Here is a 16,772-nt window from a genome sequence, read left to right on the forward strand (position 1 = left end):
AGTCGAGTCGGCGCTCACTGCCCGGGCCGGTCGACGTCCCGGACCTCGAACCGGGCGCCGCCGAGCGAGCCCTCGGTGGCCCGGAGCGACCAGCCGTGGGCGTCGGCGATGTCCCGGACGATGACCAGTCCGAGGCCGGTCCCGTCGCTGGCGGTCGAGTACCCCGAATCGAACACCCGATCGCGGTCCTCCGGCGGGATGCCGTCGCCGTCGTCCTCGACGTAGAACCCGGAGCCATCGCCGTCCTCCGCTCCGTCGATCGGGCCGACGGTCAGGGTGACCTCGCGGCCACCGTGGTCGACGGCGTTGCGGACGAGGTTCTCGAGGAGCGAGGCCAGCCGATCACGGTCGGCCAGCAGCGACCCGAGGCCCGCTTCGACCTGCAGGGTCGCGTCGTAGGTCTCCACGTTCTTCCAGGCGCGCCGGACCGCCGCCGCCAGGTCGAGAGGCTCCTGCTCGCCGGCGGTCTGTCCGTCCCGGGCCAGCGTCAGCAGGTCGTCGATCAGCCGCTCCATCCTGAGCGCCGATCGCTCGATGGCGTCGAGATCGGCCTCGTCGTCGCGCTCGCGGGCGACCTCGACTCGACCGAGGATGACGTTCAGGGGATTGCGAAGGTCGTGGGAGACGACGCCCGCGAACCGATCGAGGCGCTCGTTCTGCCGGCGCAACTGCTGTTCGCGGGCCTTCCGCTGGGAGATGTCCCGCACCACGCCCGCGGTGCCGCGGAACTCACCGTCTGAACACAGGAGCGCCATGTTGTCCTCGCAGGGGATGTGCTCGCCGTCTTCGGTCAGCGCCTCCATCTCGAAGGTGGCCCGCGTCCGGTCTCCGCTCTCCAGCAACTCCGCGATGAGCGCGGTGGCGGTCTCGACGTCCTGCTCGCGCATCACCTTGCTGACGTGCTCGCCGAGCAACTCCGACTCGTCGTAGCCCGTCACCGACAGCAGGGCGTCGTTGACGAACGTGATCCGTCCCTCCTCGTCGAGCGTGTAGACGGCGTCGCCGACCGCCTCGACGATCGTCTGGTACTGGACGAGTTCCTCCTCGCGGGCCAGCCGGTCGCTGATGTCGCGGGCGACGCCGGCGATGGCGACGGTGTCGCCGTCTTCGCCGGTCAGTGGCGCGCCCCGGAACTCGAAGGGGAGCCGGTCGCCGTCCTCGGTGATGACCTCGGACTCGATCACGCTGCTGCCCGTCTCGACGGCGGTTCGGACCTGGCCCACGGCGTCGTCGTAGTACTCCGTCGGGATCAGGTCCCGGACCTCCATCTCCGCGAGTTCGGCGTCGGTATACCCCGTCACCGCACAGAGCTGATCGTTCCACCGGAGCAACTCGCCCTCGAGCGAGAACACGAAGATGACGTCCTCCAGCGTGTCGAGGATCGTCTCGATGAACTCCTTGGTCTCGGCGAGTTCCCGTTCCTGGCGGCGGCGTTCGGTCACGTCCCTGACCGAGCCGAGGACCGCCCACTCGCCGTCGTAGGTCGTCGACTGGACGCTGAACTCCAGGTGTCTGGTCTCGCCGTCGGCCGTGACGATCTTGGCCTCGTAGGTGTTCGGCGCGTTCTCGCCGCGGCGGCGGCGCGCCCCGAAGGCCTTCACCCGTTCGCGGTCGTCGGGGTGGACGAGCTCCCAGATCTCCATCTCGTACAGTTCGTCGGCTTCGTACCCCGTGATCTCGGTGATCCGGTCGTTGACGAACAGGAACCGCGAGTCCTGGTAGATGTAGATGCCGTCGTGGCTGCGCTCGACCAGGATCCGGTAGCGCGCCTCGCGCTCCCGAAGTTCCTGCTCGGTGTCCCAGGCGTCGATGCCGGCCTCGATCGCCGCGCCGAGGTTCTCGACGGCCTCGTCCGCGTCCCGCCTGACGTAGTCGGTCACGCCCGCCCCGATGGCCGCGCTCGCCACCCGGTCGTCGGACTGGTCGGTCACCATGATGACCGGGAACTCCGGATACTCGTCCCGGATCCGCTGGATCAGCGTGACGCCGTCGGACTCCGGGAGCTCGTAGGCCGTGACCAGACAGTCCACGTCCGGCAGCCGCGACACGGCCTCCGCGGCGCTGGTGACGGTCTCCACGGACACCGCTCCGTGCCGGGAGCACTGCGCCGTCGATCGGTCCAGCAGCCGCGGATCGGTCCCGACGCCGAGGACCGAACGCGACCCCTCAGAGGCGGCGTTCATGGCGTTCGGATTGCTACACGAATACTTTAATCTTTAACGTAAAACTATCGAAACCTTCCGGCCAGAATCGAGCGGCGGTCGCGCCGACGAATCGACCGTCGAAATCGCAGCAAAATCGCGGACGAGATTGGGCCGGCTGGCCTCAGAGGATGTCTTCGACGTGGTCGGCGACTTCCTCGGGGGTGTCGCCGACGGGGGTGCCGGCGTTCTCCAGCGCGTCGATCTTCGATTGCGCGGTCCCGGTCCCGCTCCCGGAGACGATGGCACCGGCGTGGCCCATCCGCTTGCCCGGCGGGGCCGTCCGGCCGGCGATGAAGCCGACGACGGGCGTGTCCATGTTGGCGGCGATGTACTGGGCCGCCTCCTCCTCGTCCTCGCCGCCGATCTCGCCGCACATGACGACGGCGTGGGTGTCGGGATCGTTCTCGAACAGTTCGAGGGCGTCGATGAAGTCCGTCCCGATGATCGGGTCGCCGCCGATGCCGATGGCGGTGGTCTGGCCGATCCCTCGTTCGGTCAGGCTGTCGACGACCTGGTAGGTGAGCGTCCCCGACCGGGAGACGAACCCGACGTTGCCCTCCGAGAAGATGTTGCCCGGCAGGATGCCGAGTTTGGCGACGCCGGGGGTGATGACGCCGGGGCAGTTCGGGCCGACGAGGTGCGTGTCGGTCTCCTGCAGTTTGCGGTAGACCTTGCTCATGTCCTGTGTCGGGATGCCCTCGGTGATCGTCACCACGAGATCGACCGGGGCGTCGAGCGCCTCGAAGCAGGCGTCGCCCGCGAACGCGGGCGGGACGAAGACGACGGCCGCGTTGGCGTCCTCCTCGCGGGCCGCCTTGTCGACCGTGTCGTAGACGGGGACGCCGGCGACCTCCTGGCCGCCCTTGCCGGGGACCGCGCCGGCGACGACGTTCGTCCCGTAGTCGAGCATCTGTTCGGTGTGGAACTTCCCTTCTCCGCCCGTGATGCCCTGCACCACGACGCGGGTGTCTTCGTCTACTAGAACGCTCATGCTGAATCCTCCTCCGCGTACTGGACCGCGCGCTGGACGGCGTCCTCCAGCGTCTTCTCGACGGTCACCAGATCCGTGTTCAGAATCTCCATGCCCTCCTCGGCGTTGGTCCCGGCGAGTCGGACGACGACCCGCTTGGGAATCTCGTCGAAGGCCTCCAGGGCCTCGTTGATCCCCTGGGCGACCTCGTCGCCGCGGGTGATCCCGCCGAAGATGTTGAAGACGACGGCGTCGACGTTCTCGTCTGAGAAGACCATGTCCAGGGCGTTCGTGACGCGCTCGGCCTTCGCGCCGCCGCCGATGTCGAGGAAGTTGGCGGGTTCGCCGCCGTAGTGGTCGACCAGGTCCAGCGTCGTCATCACCAGTCCGGCGCCGTTGCCGATGATGCCGACGTTCCCGTCGAGGCGGACGTAGTCGAAGCCGTAGTCGTTGGCCTTGGCCTCGAGGTCGTCCTCGGCGGCGTCCTCCTGCATCTCGGCGAGTTCGGGCTGGCGGAAGAGGGCGTCGCCGTCGATGTTCATGACCGCGTCGGCGGCGATGACCTCGTCGTCGGCCGTGACCATGAGGGGGTTGATCTCGGCGTCGGCGCCGTCCTTGTCCTCCCAGAGGTCGTAAAGCGTCGAGAGCACGCCGGCCACGTCGTTGGCGACCTCGCGGTCGACGCCGGCGTCGTAGACGGCCTTCCGGGCCTGGTAGGGGTGCATGCCGAACGCGGGATCGACGTGTTCCCGCGCGATGGCGTCGGGGTCCTCGGCGGCGACCTCTTCGATGTTGACGCCGCCCCGGGTCGAGACCATGGCGACGGGCTCGCCCTCCCCGCGGTCCATCGTCACGCCGACGTACAGTTCGTTCGTGAAGTCGACGGCCTCCTCGACCAGCACGCGGTCGACGTGGTAGCCCTTGAGGTCCATGCCGAGGATGTTCTCGGCCGCCTCGCGGGCCTCCGCGGCGTCGTCGACCAGTTCGATCCCGCCGGCTTTGCCGCGCCCGCCGACCTGTACCTGCGCCTTGATCGCGACCGGGTAGCCGATGTCGTCGGCCGCCGCGACCGCCTCGTCGACGGTCTCGGCGAGCTTCGCGTCCGGGGTGGGGATGCCCGCGTCCGCGAAGACCCGTTTCGCCTGGTACTCGTGGAGCTTCATTACCAATCCGAATGGGCGCCCGCGACGCGCTTAAATCCACCCGGTCCGTGCCCGGTTTGCAGTCGAATCGACAGGTCTACGCAGCGCGTCCGTCCGGTTTCAACCGTATTATTCGACGTAATGTCCACTTTCGAATGCGATAATTTGAACCGAAGATTCAATACGAACTAACCGGACGCTACACCTGTTGGCACGTAACAGTGCCACACCCACCATCCCCACCCCGTTTCCCACCCGTCTTCTCGCCCGCCGACTCCAAGGCCGGGCGAGGCTTTCAGTGACCGTCGCGAGTGTAACAATCCGGACAGCGCGGATAGCCCAGTGGCCCGTACGAGACGTCCGTCGAGCGTTCGCTCGCGCCGCAGTACCTGCACGTGAAATACGACACGCGGTCGTCAGACTCGGTCCCACCCGTCGCTTTCGATGGTCGTGTTGCTGGCACGTCTGATCCCCATCGGACTACATGGACTCCAGACGGTTAGTTAATGGCTGCCTACGCCGCCGTCGTGAGCGCGGTCACAGCTCTCCCGCCATCTGTTTTTCGCGCATCACCCTGTAGAGGAGGTACCCGAGACTGACGATGGCCGCGATGACCGCGAGCAGGAGGGTGACCCAGCCACCGACGAAGCCCAGGGGCCCGAGCAGGTCGGTGTAGCGAAAGAGGCCGTTGAACGCGAACGCCACGGCGCCGACTGCGCCGTTGACCGCGCCGACGGTCATCGGCTGGGGCCACCGGATGTAGACGACCCCCATGAGCGCGAGGACGAGCCCGAGCCCAAGCAGCCCCTGCGAGCGATTCGTCTCCGTCCCGACGCTCGGCCGCTCGAAGGCCCGGACGTGGTAGCGCTCGCTCCCGTCCTCGATGCGGTAGACGTTGCCCGCGATGCCGACCGCCTGTTCCTCGTCGACGAACGCGAACTCCTCTGGGCGGTTCTCGTTCCCGTGGAAGACCGTCCGCCCCGAGTCGGCGGCGCGAGCCTCGTCGAGCAGTTCCTGCGCCCGCGGCGACAGCTCGGCGTACGTGTAGTTCGCCGCGGGTGTCCCGTCGTAGTCTTCGAGCACCCGGACCTCGTTGACCTCGTCCGGGTTCTGGAAGACGAGCAACGGGTTCGCGAGCAACAGTGCTGCGACGACGAGGAGACCCAGCCCGAGCACCCGACGGTCGTCCATTCTCGTTCCCACAAATTCAAGTCCGCCGACGTAAGTGTTTCGTGAACCCCTCAGACGGCCGTTGACGGGGGTCGTGCGACACTGTCACAACCGAGGCGAAGGAGTTAAATATGCTCCTGCTTGTTCTATATAAGAACGATGGTTCGTCCGAGTCGCCAGCGGGAGCGTGAGCAGGATCAAGCGACTGAAAAGGAGACCGGGGAGGACGAGGAGATGCAGAGCTGTCCGGAGTGTGAGTCGGCAAACCTGGTGTCCAGCGCAGACGGGGGTGAGATCGTCTGCGAGGACTGCGGCCTGGTGATCGAGGAGGAGAACATCGACCGGGGGCCGGAGTGGCGCGCGTTCAACCACAGCGAGCGACAGAGCAAGTCCCGCGTGGGCGCGCCGACGACACAGACGATGCACGACAAGGGGCTGACGACCCAGATCGACTGGAAGGACAAGGACGCCTACGGCCAGTCCCTGTCCTCGGAGAAGCGGAGCCAGATGCACCGGCTCCGGAAGTGGCAGGAGCGCATCCGGACGAAAGACGCCGGCGAACGCAACCTGCAGTTCGCCCTCTCCGAGATCGACCGGATGGCGTCGGCCCTCGGTGTGCCGCGCTCGGTCCGGGAGGTCGCCTCGGTGATCTATCGGCGCGCGCTCAACGAGGACCTCATCCGCGGCCGCTCGATCGAGGGCGTCGCGACCTCGTGTCTGTACGCCGCCTGCCGCCAGGAGGGCATCCCGCGCTCCCTCGAGGAAGTCTCGGACGTCTCCCGCGTCGACCAGAAGGAGATCGGCCGGACTTACCGCTACGTCGCCCAGGAACTCAGCCTGAAGATGGAGCCGGTCGACCCCAAGCAGTACGTCCCGCGCTTCGCCTCGGACCTGAACCTCTCGGAGGAGGTCCAGTCCAAGGCCAACGAGATCATCGACGAGACCGCGGAGAAGGGCCTGCTCTCGGGGAAGTCTCCGACGGGCTACGCCGCCGCGGCCATCTACGCCGCCTCGTTGCTCTGCAACGAGAAGAAGACCCAGCGCGAGGTCGCAGACGTCGCCCAGGTCACCGAGGTCACCATCCGGAATCGCTACCAGGAACAGATCGAAGCCATCGGCGTCCGCTGACGCCGCCGATTCTCAGTCGGCCGTCGAAACGTCCTCCGCCGCGGGTTCCGCGTCGGCCTCGGTCGCCTCACCGCCGACGACGGCGTCGACCGCGCGCCAGTTGAGCGCGATCAGGCCGAACCCGACCTTCGCGACCACGTCGATGTAGGTCACGACCAGCGCCTGCGTCTCCAGGTCCATCGCCCCGATCCCGCTCGGCGCGAGGATCCAGATGACGGGATAGACGAGCCACAGGACGGCGACGAAGTTCAGCAGCGTCCGGTGGATCCCGGCGGTCCCCTCGTCGCGCTCGCGGACCGCGTCGGTAACCGGGCCGTAGAGCAGCCAGAGCACGCGGCCGAAGGTCAGCCCGCCGACGGCGAACAGCGTCCACTTCGCGGGCCCGGAGACGATCGCACCGGCCAGGCCGAAGAGGATGGTCGCAGCCTGGAAGCCGACCAGTTCCCAGAGCCGTCGGCCGCTCGCCCCGGCGATAATCGCCAGGAAGGCCACGTGCATCGGGGTGGTCAGCAGCCAGTCCACGTACCGGACGACGTACACCGTGTGGCCGTTGCTCCCGGAGACCGTCCCGAAGCCGACCGTCAACAGCGCGTAGGCGACGGTGGCGATACCGCCGACGCCCACGAGGAGCCAGTCCTCGCGGGCCGTTTCGCCGGGGACGCGCCACAGCGCGTACCCCATCGCGAGCGTTCCGCCGATCATGCCGAGGGTTCCGAGCTGGAACCAGAGTGTGATGTTCTGCATGGTCAGTCGTCAGTCGTCGCGGGGGACTCAGACGGCCCCGCGGCCGCGTCGATCGCGTCCGTCTCGAATCGGTCGAGGAGGTTCGACAGTTCGCGGGCCCGGGACTGCAGCGCCTCGGCGTTGCCCGCGACCGCGTCGATCGAGTCGGTCTGTTCGTCGGCCGCCCCCGCGACCGTGTCTGCCTCGGTGGCGGTCTGCTGGCTGATCGCCGTCAGGTGGTCGATGGTCTCCATCACCTCCTGGGCGCCACGGGCCTGTTCGGCCGTGGCGTCGTCGATCTCCTGGATCCCCCGGTCGAGTTCCTCCGTGTGCTCGACGATGGTCTCGAGCGCGTCGACCGCGTCTCCGACCGTCTCGACGCCGTCGGAGATCCGCTCCTGGGTCCGTTCCATCGTCTCGACGGTGTCGCCCGCCTGGGCCTGGACGCGTTCGATCCGCCCTTCGATGTCCTGGGCCGCCTCTTTCGTCTCCTCGGCGAGCTGTTTGACCTCGTCGGCGACGACCGCGAAGCCCTCGCCGGCCTCGCCCGCGCGGGCGGCCTCGATCGAGGCGTTCAGCGCGAGCATGTTCGTCTGCTCGACGATGTTCGAGATGACGCCGACGATCTCGCCGATCTCCGCGAGTTCGGCGTCCAGTGCGTCGATCTCCTCGACGGTGCGGTCGGTCTCCTCCTCGATCTCGTTCATCCCCGCGATGGCGTCCTGTGCGGCCTCGCGCCCGGTTTCGCCCACGTCGGCCGCTTTCCGGGAGGTCTCGGCGACCTCCTGGGCCGAGGAGGCGACCTCTTCGGCGGTCGCGGAGAGGTTCTCCATCTCCCCGGCGGCGTCCTGCAGGGAGTCGTGCTGCTCGCTCGCGCCGTCGTAGATCTCCCGGATCGAGTTCCGGACCCGCTGACTCGCCTCCTCGACGTCGGCCGCACTCGCGTCGACCTCCTCGCTCGATCGGAGGACGTTCTCGGCGAAGTCCTGCGTGTTGGCCACCGTGGCTTCCAGGTCCGCGATCGCCTCGTTGATGGCCCGTCCGATGTCGGCCATCGCCTCGTTGTCGACGTCGGCGTCGGCCCGCGCGGTGAGGTCCCCGGCGGCGACGGCCTCCAGCACGTCGCCGTACTCCTCGGCCTTCCGCTCGAGTTTCTCGTTCAGCGCGGTGGCCTCTTCGCGTTCGCGCTCTGCGGTCTCCCGGGCCGACTCCGCGTCACGTTTTGCCGACTCGGCCTCCTCGCGGGCCTGCTCGGTCTCGCTGATCTTCGTCCGGAGGGACTGGCGCATCCGATCGATGGAGTCGTAGAGGCTGCCGATCTCGTCGTCCCGGGTGGACGCGAGGTCCACGTCGAGGTCGCCGGCGGCCATCGCCTCGGCGCGGCCTGCGAGTCGGCGCAGGGAGATCGCCGTCCCGCTGCCGATCGTCACGCCGACCAGTCCGAGGTTGATCACCGCGAGCAGGATCAGCCCGATCAGGTCGGAGCTGATCTGGTCACCGAGCGCGTAGGCCTGTGCGGTCGGACTGTGGACCATCGCGGTCCAGTCACGGCTCGACATCCCGGCCATCCCCATGACGATCTCTTCCCCGTGCATCTCCGTCTCCATGAACTGACCCTCGCCCTCGCCGCCCTGGTGCGATTCGAGGATCATCGAGGCGTTCGGGTGGGCGACGTACTGCCCGTCGCTGTTCACGACGACGGTCGTCAAGCCGTCGCTCCCTGTCAGCGACGCCGTGCGACTCGACAGGTCGATCATGTAGACCAGTGCCCTGTTCTCGGCGTCCGGCACGGGCGTGACGACCGCGAGGACCGGGTGGTCGGCGACGGGGACGCGGAACGGTTCCGAGATGTAGACGTCGTCCGGTCCCTCGAAGGCGGGCGGATCGGTCGCGAAGGGGGCGCCCTGTTCGGCGGGACTCACGCCCTCGAACGCCTCGCTCGAACTCGCCTCGAAGACCATGCTGGACGTGTTCAGGTAGTGGACCGCGACCACGTCTTCGGGGACGTGGTCAGCCGAGACGCGGTCGCGAAGGTCCGCCCGGATCGCGCTCTCGTTTCCCGACGCGTAGACGGACAGTTCTGCGGTCGTCCGTGCGTCGTTCTCGACCGCGCGCGTCCAGGTGTCGAGTTGCTGGGCGCGCGTCTCCGCGTCGTTCACGAGTTGATTCCGCACGTCGTCTCCGAGCGTCGCCTGGGCCTGGGCGTTGATCGCGACGCCCGACACGACGACCACGAGAATCGCGAGCCCCAGCGCGAACCCGAGTCGTCTCGTGTATCGATCGCTGACGAAAGAGGGAAGGAGCGAATCCCTGTCTGCTGTCATCGTTCTAGTCATCGGGAAAACCACCGTAAGGGTTCCTCCGCAGTTTTCAGACCTGATAACCTTCTGCCCGATGAGTCACCCGCAGCACCCGGTTCGCCGACCCGACCATCACCGCCGGTAATCGGCACAACAGTCATATCGCATGCTACCAAAGTTACGACAGGTCGAGAGGGTTCCATGTCATCGCCGGACGAGGACGGGGCGTCGGCGGGCCAGGCCGTCTTCAGAGCGGTGCTCTCGGACCCGGCGGACGGCCGGTCCCACGTTCCGTCCTTGCTCGGCGCGCTCGACGCCGAGGACCGGGAGACGCGGCTCTCGGCGGCCTGGGCGCTGACGCTCGTGGCGACGGCCGATCCGGACACGGTCGAGGCCATCTCGCGGCGGCTCGCGGATCGGCTGGTCGTCGACGCCGACCGGCCCGAGACCAGACACGCGATCGAGTACCTCCGCGAGCGCTACCCGGACCGCGTCGACGCCGTCCTGGCCGAGCAGGCGGCGGAGGCCGACGAACGCGCCCGGCGTCGCCGCTATCTGAACCTCTCGCACGGCTTCGCGCGTAGCGACTACGTGACCGGCTCGGATCGCAACCGCGACGTGGGTCGCACGAAGACGCCCGGCAGCGCCGGCAGCGGGGACCCCCGGAACGTCTACGCCGAATCCGGCGACCCGATCGACGGGCCCCCGGAGGAGACGCGCGGCGACGACGCCCGCGACCGACTGGACGGAGCGGGCGACGAGGACGCTGCCGATGGCGACGACGAGACGACGGACGAATCCGGTGACGGGACCGTCGACGGGAACGAGGACGGAACCGCCGAAGCCGCTGGCGAGGCGTCCGCGGGATCGAACGCCGACGAGGAACCGGCGTCGCCGGCCGCGCAGCGACGCAGACAGGAGGCCGAACTGGCATCGGTCGCGGCGGCGGTCGACCTCGACGCGATCGCCGCAGCCAGCCGATTCGACGACTTACAGGTCGTCTCGACGGGCGTCCAGGGCCGGTTCACCACCGTCTACCGGACGCGCGCGACACTCGACGGGTCCGAAGACGGCGTGGCGCTCCGGCTCTTCGAGGCGCCCGACGATTCCGACGGGTTCGAGGCAGACGTGACCGCGAGCCTCCGCGACTGGGCGTCGGTGAGCGATCACGAGGGCGTGGTCACCCTGTACGACTGGGGGACCGAGCCGTCGCTGTGGATGTTGACGGCCTTCACCGCCGACTCCCTGTACGACCGGATCGACCTCTCCATCGACGAGGGGATCTGGAACGGCGTTCGCGTGGCCGAGGCGGTGGCCGCGATCCACCAGCGCGGCGTGGTCCACGCCGGGCTCGACCCCTACAGCGTCGTCTACAGCGGCTCCACCGTGGCCGACCGCGACCGACCGCTCGTGACCAACGTCGGCCTGCTGTCGGCGATGCGCTCGTACGTCGATCCCGCGTCGCTGCTGGATCCCCGCTTCGCCGCGCCCGAGTACTACGACCGCGGCTTTGGCGACGTCGGCCACGCGACCGACGTCTATCAGCTTGGCGCCGTCGTCTACTACCTGGTGACCGGACGGCCGCCGTTTCAGGGGACCTACGCCGAGGTCCGGACGGCGGTGCTGGAGTCGACGCCGCCCCCGCCCTCATCGATCAACCCCGAGATCCCGACGTGGATCGACGAGGTCGTCCGGACGGCCATGGCCAAACAGAAGCTCACGCGCTACGAGACGGCGACCCTGGTGGCTCGCGAACTCGAACGGGGTGGCGGGGCGTGAGCCTCGCGCTCCAGACGTCGGTGTTCACCCGCGACGCCGGCCTCGCCTTCGTCTTCTTCATCGCCTTCTCCCTGATGGCCGTCCTGGGCGTCCGGTTCGGTCTCTACGCCTACCTGAACGGTAGCCGGACTGAGATCGAGGCGCAGGCGCCCCTCTGGCGATACCTGCAGTGGGTGGGGCTGACGGCCGCCGTCTACGGCGCGCTGGGCGTGGTCGAAGCCGCGACGGCCGTCACTCCGGGAACCACGGTCGTCCCGACGCCCTACCGGGACGGCGTCCTGCTCGCCTTCCTCCTGACGCTCGCGCTGACGATGCGCGAGATCGACACCAACGACGCGCTCGCGAACGCCGGGCGAGCGGCCACCGATTCTGGCGGTCGCCGGGCGGTGGAGGCCGCCTTCGCCCTCCTGATCGCGGTCTCGCTCGTCGGCTCGCTGGCCGTCGGAAGCCCCGACGCGCTGACCGCGCTCGAGGGCGCCACCGCGCTGGCCGTCGCGAGCTACGGCCTCGTCTACGGCCGTCGCCACCTCGCCCGCTCGGCGGTCCGGGGTACGCTGCTCGACTCGCTGTTGCGCCACCTCCTCCCCGTCGTCGCCTTCGCGCTGCTGGTGTCGATCGTCGACCTCACCCTCCTGCTCGGCCTCCCGGTCGCGGTCGTCAGGCACGTGCAGGTCGTGTTCGTCATCATGACCGCGACGACGCTCATGACCGCGACCATCAAACTCCGGCAGAACGTCGCCGGCCTGTAGGCGCGACGGAAACGGCCGGTGGATTTATGACCGTCGCGTCCCGAGCGAAATTTACTGGCACAGAGCGCTGTGCCACCCCCACCAACTCCCCACCTTCCCGCGTTTTCGATTCGGGAGCGCCCGCTGTCGACGGCGGCCCGAACGCGGCGGCCGGCCGGCCTCACTCGCTCGGGCAGACCGCCGGCCGGTCCACGATGACGCCGTCGACGCCGACGTGGTCGAGCGCCTCGGCGTCGTGTTTCGAGGGGACCGTCCAGGCGTTGACCGTGAGGCCGGCGTCGTGGGCGCGTTCGACGAACTCGTCGACGCAGAGCTGCCAGTGGGGGTGGATCGCGACGCAGTCGAGGTCGCGCGCGACGTTGATCGGGCCCTTCTCGCCGTTCTCCACCGAGAGGTACGCGAGCCGCTCGGCGCCGGCCTCGCTGGCCTCGCGGAGGATCTCGACCGAGAACGAGGAGACTACCACCGGGACCCCGGCGTCTGTCGCGGCGTCGACCGCCGCAGCCGCCACGCCGGACTCCTTGCAATCGAGGACGAGTTCCACGCCGTCGGGGACCGCGTCGAGGACGGTCGAGAGCGTCGGGACGCCCTCGCCGGAGCCGAGGACGTCGAGAGCGGCCAGTTCGGCGGCGGTGAACTCGTCGACCCGGCCCGTCTCGTCCGTGACCCGGTCGACGGTCTCGTCGTGGATCACCACCGGCTCGCCGGAGCCACACTGGCGCACGTCGACCTCGACGGCGTCGGTGTGGTCGGCCGCCGACCGGACCGCGGCGGCCGTGTTCTCCGCGTAGGTCTCGGCGAATCCCCTGTGGGCGATACAGCGCACGGCCCGGGGTGGGACCGGCACCGAGAAAGGGTTTTCCCTCGTAGTTTTTTGCCGCTCCGAACGGTACTCCACGGCATGCCAGTCGAGTTCGATTTCGACGGGGAGACCGCCCTGGTGACGGGTGCCGGGGGTGCACTGGGGAGCGCGGTGATCGAGGCCTTCCACGAGGCCGGCGCGGACGTCTGCGGGGCGGACGTCGTCGGCCCCGACAGCGAGGACTTCCTCGCGGACCCCGACCCGGTCTGTCACCACCAGGCCGACTTCACCGACGAGGCCGCCGTCGCCGACACCGTCGAGACCGTCGTCGACGAGAACGACGGCCTGGACTACCTCTGTAACGTCGCGGGCACCTGGCGCGGCGGGGACCCAATCGAGGAGACCAGCGTCGACGACTTCGACCTCCTGTTCGACGTGAACCTGAAGACCGCGTTCCTGGCGTCGAAACACGCCCTCCCGCACCTCCAGGACAGCGAGGGGGCGGTCGTCTCCGTCGCCTCGCGGTCCTCGCTGGAGGGCGGCGAGGGCGACGGCCTCTACCGGGCCAGCAAGGCCGGCGTGCGCCTGCTGACCGAGAGCGTCGCCGCGGAGAACCGGGGGACCGTCCGCGCCAACGCGATCATGCCCAGCGTCATCGACACACCGACGAACCGGGAGATGATGCCCGACGCCGACCACGACGCGTGGGTCGACCCCGCCGACATCGCGCAAACAGTTCTCGCGCTCTGCTCGGACGCGACGAGCGTCACCAGCGGCGCTGCGGTACCGGTGTACGGCGAGGCGTAGCGCCGACGGTCGCCGGGGTCGCTGATACCAGCGACGGTTTCGAAGTGTCCTGTCCAGAGATGACTCCGCTCAGACAGATCGAACCTCCGTCGCCACCCTGCGCATCGCTGCAAACGCCCCGCGGTTCGACAGTAAACATTTCATAGCCGAGCGAATAGGTACCAGGAGAGTAACAATGGCGAAACGAGAAACCTGGGCGACGCGGGTCGGATTCCTGGTCGCGGCGATCGGGAGCGCAGTCGGACTGGGCAACCTCTGGCAGTTCCCGTTCAAGACGGCGGGCAACGGCGGCGCGGCGTTCGTCGCCTTCTACCTGATCGCCGTCCTGCTGATCGGGTTCCCGGCGATGCTCGCGGAGTTCGTGCTGGGGCGGCGCACCCATCGCAACGCCGTCGACGCGTTCACCGAACTGGGCCACCGCCAGTGGCGCGTCCTCGGCGCGTTCGCGGTCGTGACCGGCTTCTGGATCCTCTCGTACTACAACGTGGTCGGCGGCTGGGTGCTGCGGTACATCGTCGGCAGCGCCCAGGGGGCCTACTTCGACGCGCCGGCCGAGTACTTCGGCGCCGTCTCCGCCGGGCCGGAGGCCATCCTCGCGCAACTGGTCTTCCTCGGCATCGTCGTCGGCATCGTCGCGCTCGGCATCGAGGACGGCATCGAGAAGGCGACGAAGGTGATGGTCCCGAGCATCGTGCTCCTGATGGGCGCGCTGGCGGTCTGGGCGGTGACGCTGGCGGGGTCCGGCGAGGGGTACGCCTACTTCCTGACGCCGAGCCTCGACGCGATGGTGGCGAACGCCGGCACGGCCATCCCCTTCGCGGTCGGACAGGCCTTCTTCACTCTCTCTTTGGGGATGGCGATCATGATCACCTACTCCTCGTACATCGGCGAGGACGACAACCTGCTGGTCGACGGCGGGGTCATCGTCGTCGTCAACACGCTCATCGGCATCCTGGCCGGCCTCGTCGTCTTCCCCATCCTCTTCGCGAACGGCATCGATCCCGCGCTGGAGGGCGGCGCGTCCGCGCTGTTCGTCGCCGTCGCCTCCGGGTTCGGCGGCCTCCCACTCGGTGAGGTCATCGGCGTGATCTTCTTCGGCGTCGTCGCCCTGGCGGCGCTGTCCTCGGCGATCAGCCTGATGGAGGTCACCGTCGCCTGGGCCAACGACAACTACGACGTGTCGCGACCGGTGCTGGCGGTCGGCATCGGCGTCGCTCTCTTCGTCCTCGGCCTGCCCTCGGCGTGGAACGTGTCGTATCTCACCTGGTTCGACAACATCGCCTACAGCCTGTTGTTGCCCCTGTCGGTCCTCCTCATGGTCCTGTTCGTCGGCTGGGTCCTGGCGGGCGACGCGGTCGCGGAACTCCGGGAGGGCACAGACGGCGTCGAGACGTTCGGCCCGATCTGGCTGTGGGGGCTGCGCCTCGTCGTCCCGCTGCTCGTGCTGGTGACCCTGGGACTGGGCGTGTACGAACTGTTCCTGGCGCCCGAACCGACCTTTTTCGCCCCGTTCAGCGGCTCCTGAACGTCCCGGCCGTCTCGACACGTTTTTTCGCTCGCCCTCGCAACCCCTGACGATGACAAGAGCGTCCTGGCGCACCCGGATCGGCTTCATCCTCGCGGCCGTCGGCAGCGCCGTCGGAATCGGCAACGTCTGGCGGTTCCCCTGGCTCACCGCCGAGAACGGCGGGGCCGCCTTCCTGCTCCTCTATCTCCTCTTCGTCCTCCTGGTCGGCGTCCCCGGCCTGCTCGGCGAGTTCGTGATCGGTCGTCGCGGTGACAGCGACCCCGTCGGCGCGTTCGCGAAACTCGGCGGCCGGAACTGGCGGCCGATGGGCGGCATCGCGCTGCTGGCTTCCGTCGTCGTCCTCTCCTTTTACTCCGTGGTCGGCGGCTGGATCCTGCGCTACCTGCTGGGCAGCGCGACCGGCGCGTACTTCGACGCGCCCCAGGCCTTCTTCGCCGCCATCGACTACGGCCTCGGCGCCGTCGCCTTCCACGTCATCTTCCTCCTGTTGACGGCGGCGGTCGTCTACGCCGGCGTCGACCGCGGGATCGAACTCGCGACGACGGTGATGGTCCCCGGCATCGTCGTCCTCCTGGTCGGCCTGGCCGCCTGGGCCAGCACCCTGCCGGACGTGGCCGGCGGCTACGAGTTCTACCTCTCGCTGGACTGGGGCTACCTCCAGGCGAACTTCGTCGATGTAGCCGCTGCCGCCGCCGGGCAGGCCCTGTTCACCCTCTCGGTCGGCGCGGGCGTCATGCTGACCTACGCCTCCTACCTCGGGGAGGACCGCTCGCTGGCGGCCGACGGGACGATCATCGCCGTCCTCAACACCATCGTCGGCCTGCTCGCGGGGCTGGTCATCTTCCCCGTCCTCTTCTCGCTCGGCGTCCCGCCGGGTCAGGGCGGCCCCGGCGCGCTGTTCGTCAGCCTCGCCGGCGCGTTCGGGGACCTGCCCTACAGCCGCGTGATCGGCGTGACGTTCTTCGGCGTCGTCGCCCTGGCGGCCCTGTCCTCGGCCATCTCGCTGTTCGAGGTGCCCGTCGCCTACCTCGTGGACGAGCGCGAGTTCTCGCGGCCGCAGGCGACCGCCGGCGTCGGCGTCCTGTTCCTGGCCACCGGGAGCGCCGCCGCGATGTCGCCGGACCTGTTCACGCTGCTCGCCGACGACGTGGCGAACGTGGCGCTGACGACCGGCCTGCTCGGCTTCCTCCTGTTCGCCGGCTGGGTGCTCGGCAAGAACGCCCTCGAGGAGTACGGTTCGGGGGCCGGACGAGCGGCCCGCGCGCTCGGTCGGCCGTGGCTGTACGCCATCGCCGTCGTCCTGCCGGTCTTCCTGACCTTCACACTGCTGTCGAGTCTGTCGTCAATCGTCGGCGTGGCGGTCCCCGGGACGTGGCTCCTCGTCGCCGCCGTCGGCTTCGTCGTCGGCGCGATCGCCGTGCTGCGCCGGCCGACGTCCGCGTTCTGATCTCCCCGGGCCGCGGAACCCGT

General features: G+C 68.7%; 13 protein-coding genes. 6 read left to right on the top strand and 7 right to left on the bottom strand.

From position 1 onward, the window contains the following. Positions 1-14: 14 nt before the first annotated feature. From U5918_RS17130 to U5918_RS17145, 4 genes are all read right to left on the bottom strand, one after another. Positions 15-2,183, bottom strand: coding sequence for a PAS domain S-box protein (locus U5918_RS17130; protein WP_336003002.1), 2,169 nt, complete (start codon positions 2,181-2,183; stop codon positions 15-17). A gap of 142 nt (positions 2,184-2,325) precedes the next feature. Then, positions 2,326-3,195 (bottom strand): succinate--CoA ligase subunit alpha, encoded by an 870-nt coding sequence (gene sucD / locus U5918_RS17135; RefSeq protein ID WP_336003004.1) that lies wholly within the window; start codon positions 3,193-3,195, stop codon positions 2,326-2,328. After that, entirely contained in the window at positions 3,192-4,337 is a 1,146-nt protein-coding gene (sucC, locus tag U5918_RS17140; RefSeq protein WP_336003005.1) for an ADP-forming succinate--CoA ligase subunit beta, read from the bottom strand. Before sucC ends, sucD begins: the two co-directional genes overlap by 4 nt. 516 nt (positions 4,338-4,853) lie before the next feature. After that, a complete protein-coding gene (locus tag U5918_RS17145) occupies positions 4,854-5,507 on the bottom strand; it encodes a hypothetical protein (RefSeq protein WP_336003006.1) in 654 nt (217 codons plus the stop codon). Between the two features lie 138 nt (positions 5,508-5,645). On the opposite strand from U5918_RS17145, the gene U5918_RS17150 reads away from it, so the two are divergent. After that, positions 5,646-6,614, top strand: a complete 969-nt coding sequence (locus tag U5918_RS17150) for a transcription initiation factor IIB (protein ID WP_336003007.1) — start codon at positions 5,646-5,648, stop codon at positions 6,612-6,614. 12 nt (positions 6,615-6,626) lie between these two features. On the opposite strand, the gene U5918_RS17155 is transcribed toward U5918_RS17150, so the two are convergent. Both U5918_RS17155 and U5918_RS17160 read right to left on the bottom strand, forming a co-directional pair. Continuing rightward, positions 6,627-7,358 (bottom strand): bacteriorhodopsin, encoded by a 732-nt coding sequence (locus tag U5918_RS17155; protein WP_336003008.1) that lies wholly within the window; start codon positions 7,356-7,358, stop codon positions 6,627-6,629. 2 nt (positions 7,359-7,360) lie between these two features. Further along, positions 7,361-9,661: a methyl-accepting chemotaxis protein gene (locus tag U5918_RS17160; RefSeq protein ID WP_336003011.1), complete on the bottom strand. Its 2,301-nt coding sequence runs from the start codon at positions 9,659-9,661 to the stop codon at positions 7,361-7,363. Between the two features lie 177 nt (positions 9,662-9,838). On the opposite strand from U5918_RS17160, the gene U5918_RS17165 reads away from it, so the two are divergent. Then, positions 9,839-11,416 carry a protein kinase domain-containing protein gene (locus U5918_RS17165; RefSeq protein ID WP_336003013.1) on the top strand — a complete coding sequence of 526 codons (1,578 nt, stop codon included), beginning with the start codon at positions 9,839-9,841 and terminating at the stop codon, positions 11,414-11,416. Then, positions 11,413-12,165, top strand: a complete 753-nt coding sequence (locus U5918_RS17170; protein ID WP_336003015.1) for a hypothetical protein — start codon at positions 11,413-11,415, stop codon at positions 12,163-12,165. The genes U5918_RS17165 and U5918_RS17170 overlap by 4 nt, the downstream gene beginning before the upstream one ends. 160 nt (positions 12,166-12,325) lie before the next feature. Here U5918_RS17170 and U5918_RS17175 read toward each other — a convergent pair whose 3' ends face one another. Then, positions 12,326-12,991, bottom strand: a complete 666-nt coding sequence (locus U5918_RS17175; RefSeq protein ID WP_336003017.1) for a glycerophosphodiester phosphodiesterase — start codon at positions 12,989-12,991, stop codon at positions 12,326-12,328. A gap of 75 nt (positions 12,992-13,066) precedes the next feature. Between U5918_RS17175 and U5918_RS17180 the strand changes: the two genes are divergently transcribed. From U5918_RS17180 to U5918_RS17190, 3 genes are all read left to right on the top strand, one after another. After that, on the top strand, positions 13,067-13,774 hold the full coding sequence (locus U5918_RS17180; protein WP_336003018.1) for an SDR family oxidoreductase: 708 nt from the start codon (positions 13,067-13,069) through the stop codon (positions 13,772-13,774). Between the two features lie 175 nt (positions 13,775-13,949). Then, positions 13,950-15,299, top strand: a complete 1,350-nt coding sequence (locus U5918_RS17185) for a sodium-dependent transporter (protein WP_336003019.1) — start codon at positions 13,950-13,952, stop codon at positions 15,297-15,299. 52 nt (positions 15,300-15,351) lie between these two features. After that, positions 15,352-16,749: a sodium-dependent transporter gene (locus tag U5918_RS17190; RefSeq protein ID WP_336003020.1), complete on the top strand. Its 1,398-nt coding sequence runs from the start codon at positions 15,352-15,354 to the stop codon at positions 16,747-16,749. Positions 16,750-16,772 lie beyond the last annotated feature (23 nt).

Origin of the sequence: Halorientalis sp. LT38, assembly GCF_037031225.1 — an archaeon.
Classification (GTDB): Archaea; Halobacteriota; Halobacteria; order Halobacteriales; family Haloarculaceae; genus Halorientalis; species Halorientalis halophila.

Excerpts from the sequence above, each read along its gene's own strand:
- U5918_RS17130 (WP_336003002.1), bottom strand. The coding sequence starts at position 2,183 with ATGAACGCCGCCTCTGAGGGGTCGCGTTCGGTCCTCGGCGTCGGGACC.
- sucD (WP_336003004.1), bottom strand. The coding sequence starts at position 3,195 with ATGAGCGTTCTAGTAGACGAAGACACCCGCGTCGTGGTGCAGGGCATC.
- sucC (WP_336003005.1), bottom strand. The coding sequence starts at position 4,337 with ATGAAGCTCCACGAGTACCAGGCGAAACGGGTCTTCGCGGACGCGGGC.
- U5918_RS17145 (WP_336003006.1), bottom strand. The coding sequence starts at position 5,507 with ATGGACGACCGTCGGGTGCTCGGGCTGGGTCTCCTCGTCGTCGCAGCA.
- U5918_RS17150 (WP_336003007.1), top strand. The coding sequence starts at position 5,646 with ATGGTTCGTCCGAGTCGCCAGCGGGAGCGTGAGCAGGATCAAGCGACT.
- U5918_RS17155 (WP_336003008.1), bottom strand. The coding sequence starts at position 7,358 with ATGCAGAACATCACACTCTGGTTCCAGCTCGGAACCCTCGGCATGATC.
- U5918_RS17160 (WP_336003011.1), bottom strand. The coding sequence starts at position 9,661 with ATGACAGCAGACAGGGATTCGCTCCTTCCCTCTTTCGTCAGCGATCGA.
- U5918_RS17165 (WP_336003013.1), top strand. The coding sequence starts at position 9,839 with ATGTCATCGCCGGACGAGGACGGGGCGTCGGCGGGCCAGGCCGTCTTC.
- U5918_RS17180 (WP_336003018.1), top strand. The coding sequence starts at position 13,067 with ATGCCAGTCGAGTTCGATTTCGACGGGGAGACCGCCCTGGTGACGGGT.
- U5918_RS17185 (WP_336003019.1), top strand. The coding sequence starts at position 13,950 with ATGGCGAAACGAGAAACCTGGGCGACGCGGGTCGGATTCCTGGTCGCG.
- U5918_RS17190 (WP_336003020.1), top strand. The coding sequence starts at position 15,352 with ATGACAAGAGCGTCCTGGCGCACCCGGATCGGCTTCATCCTCGCGGCC.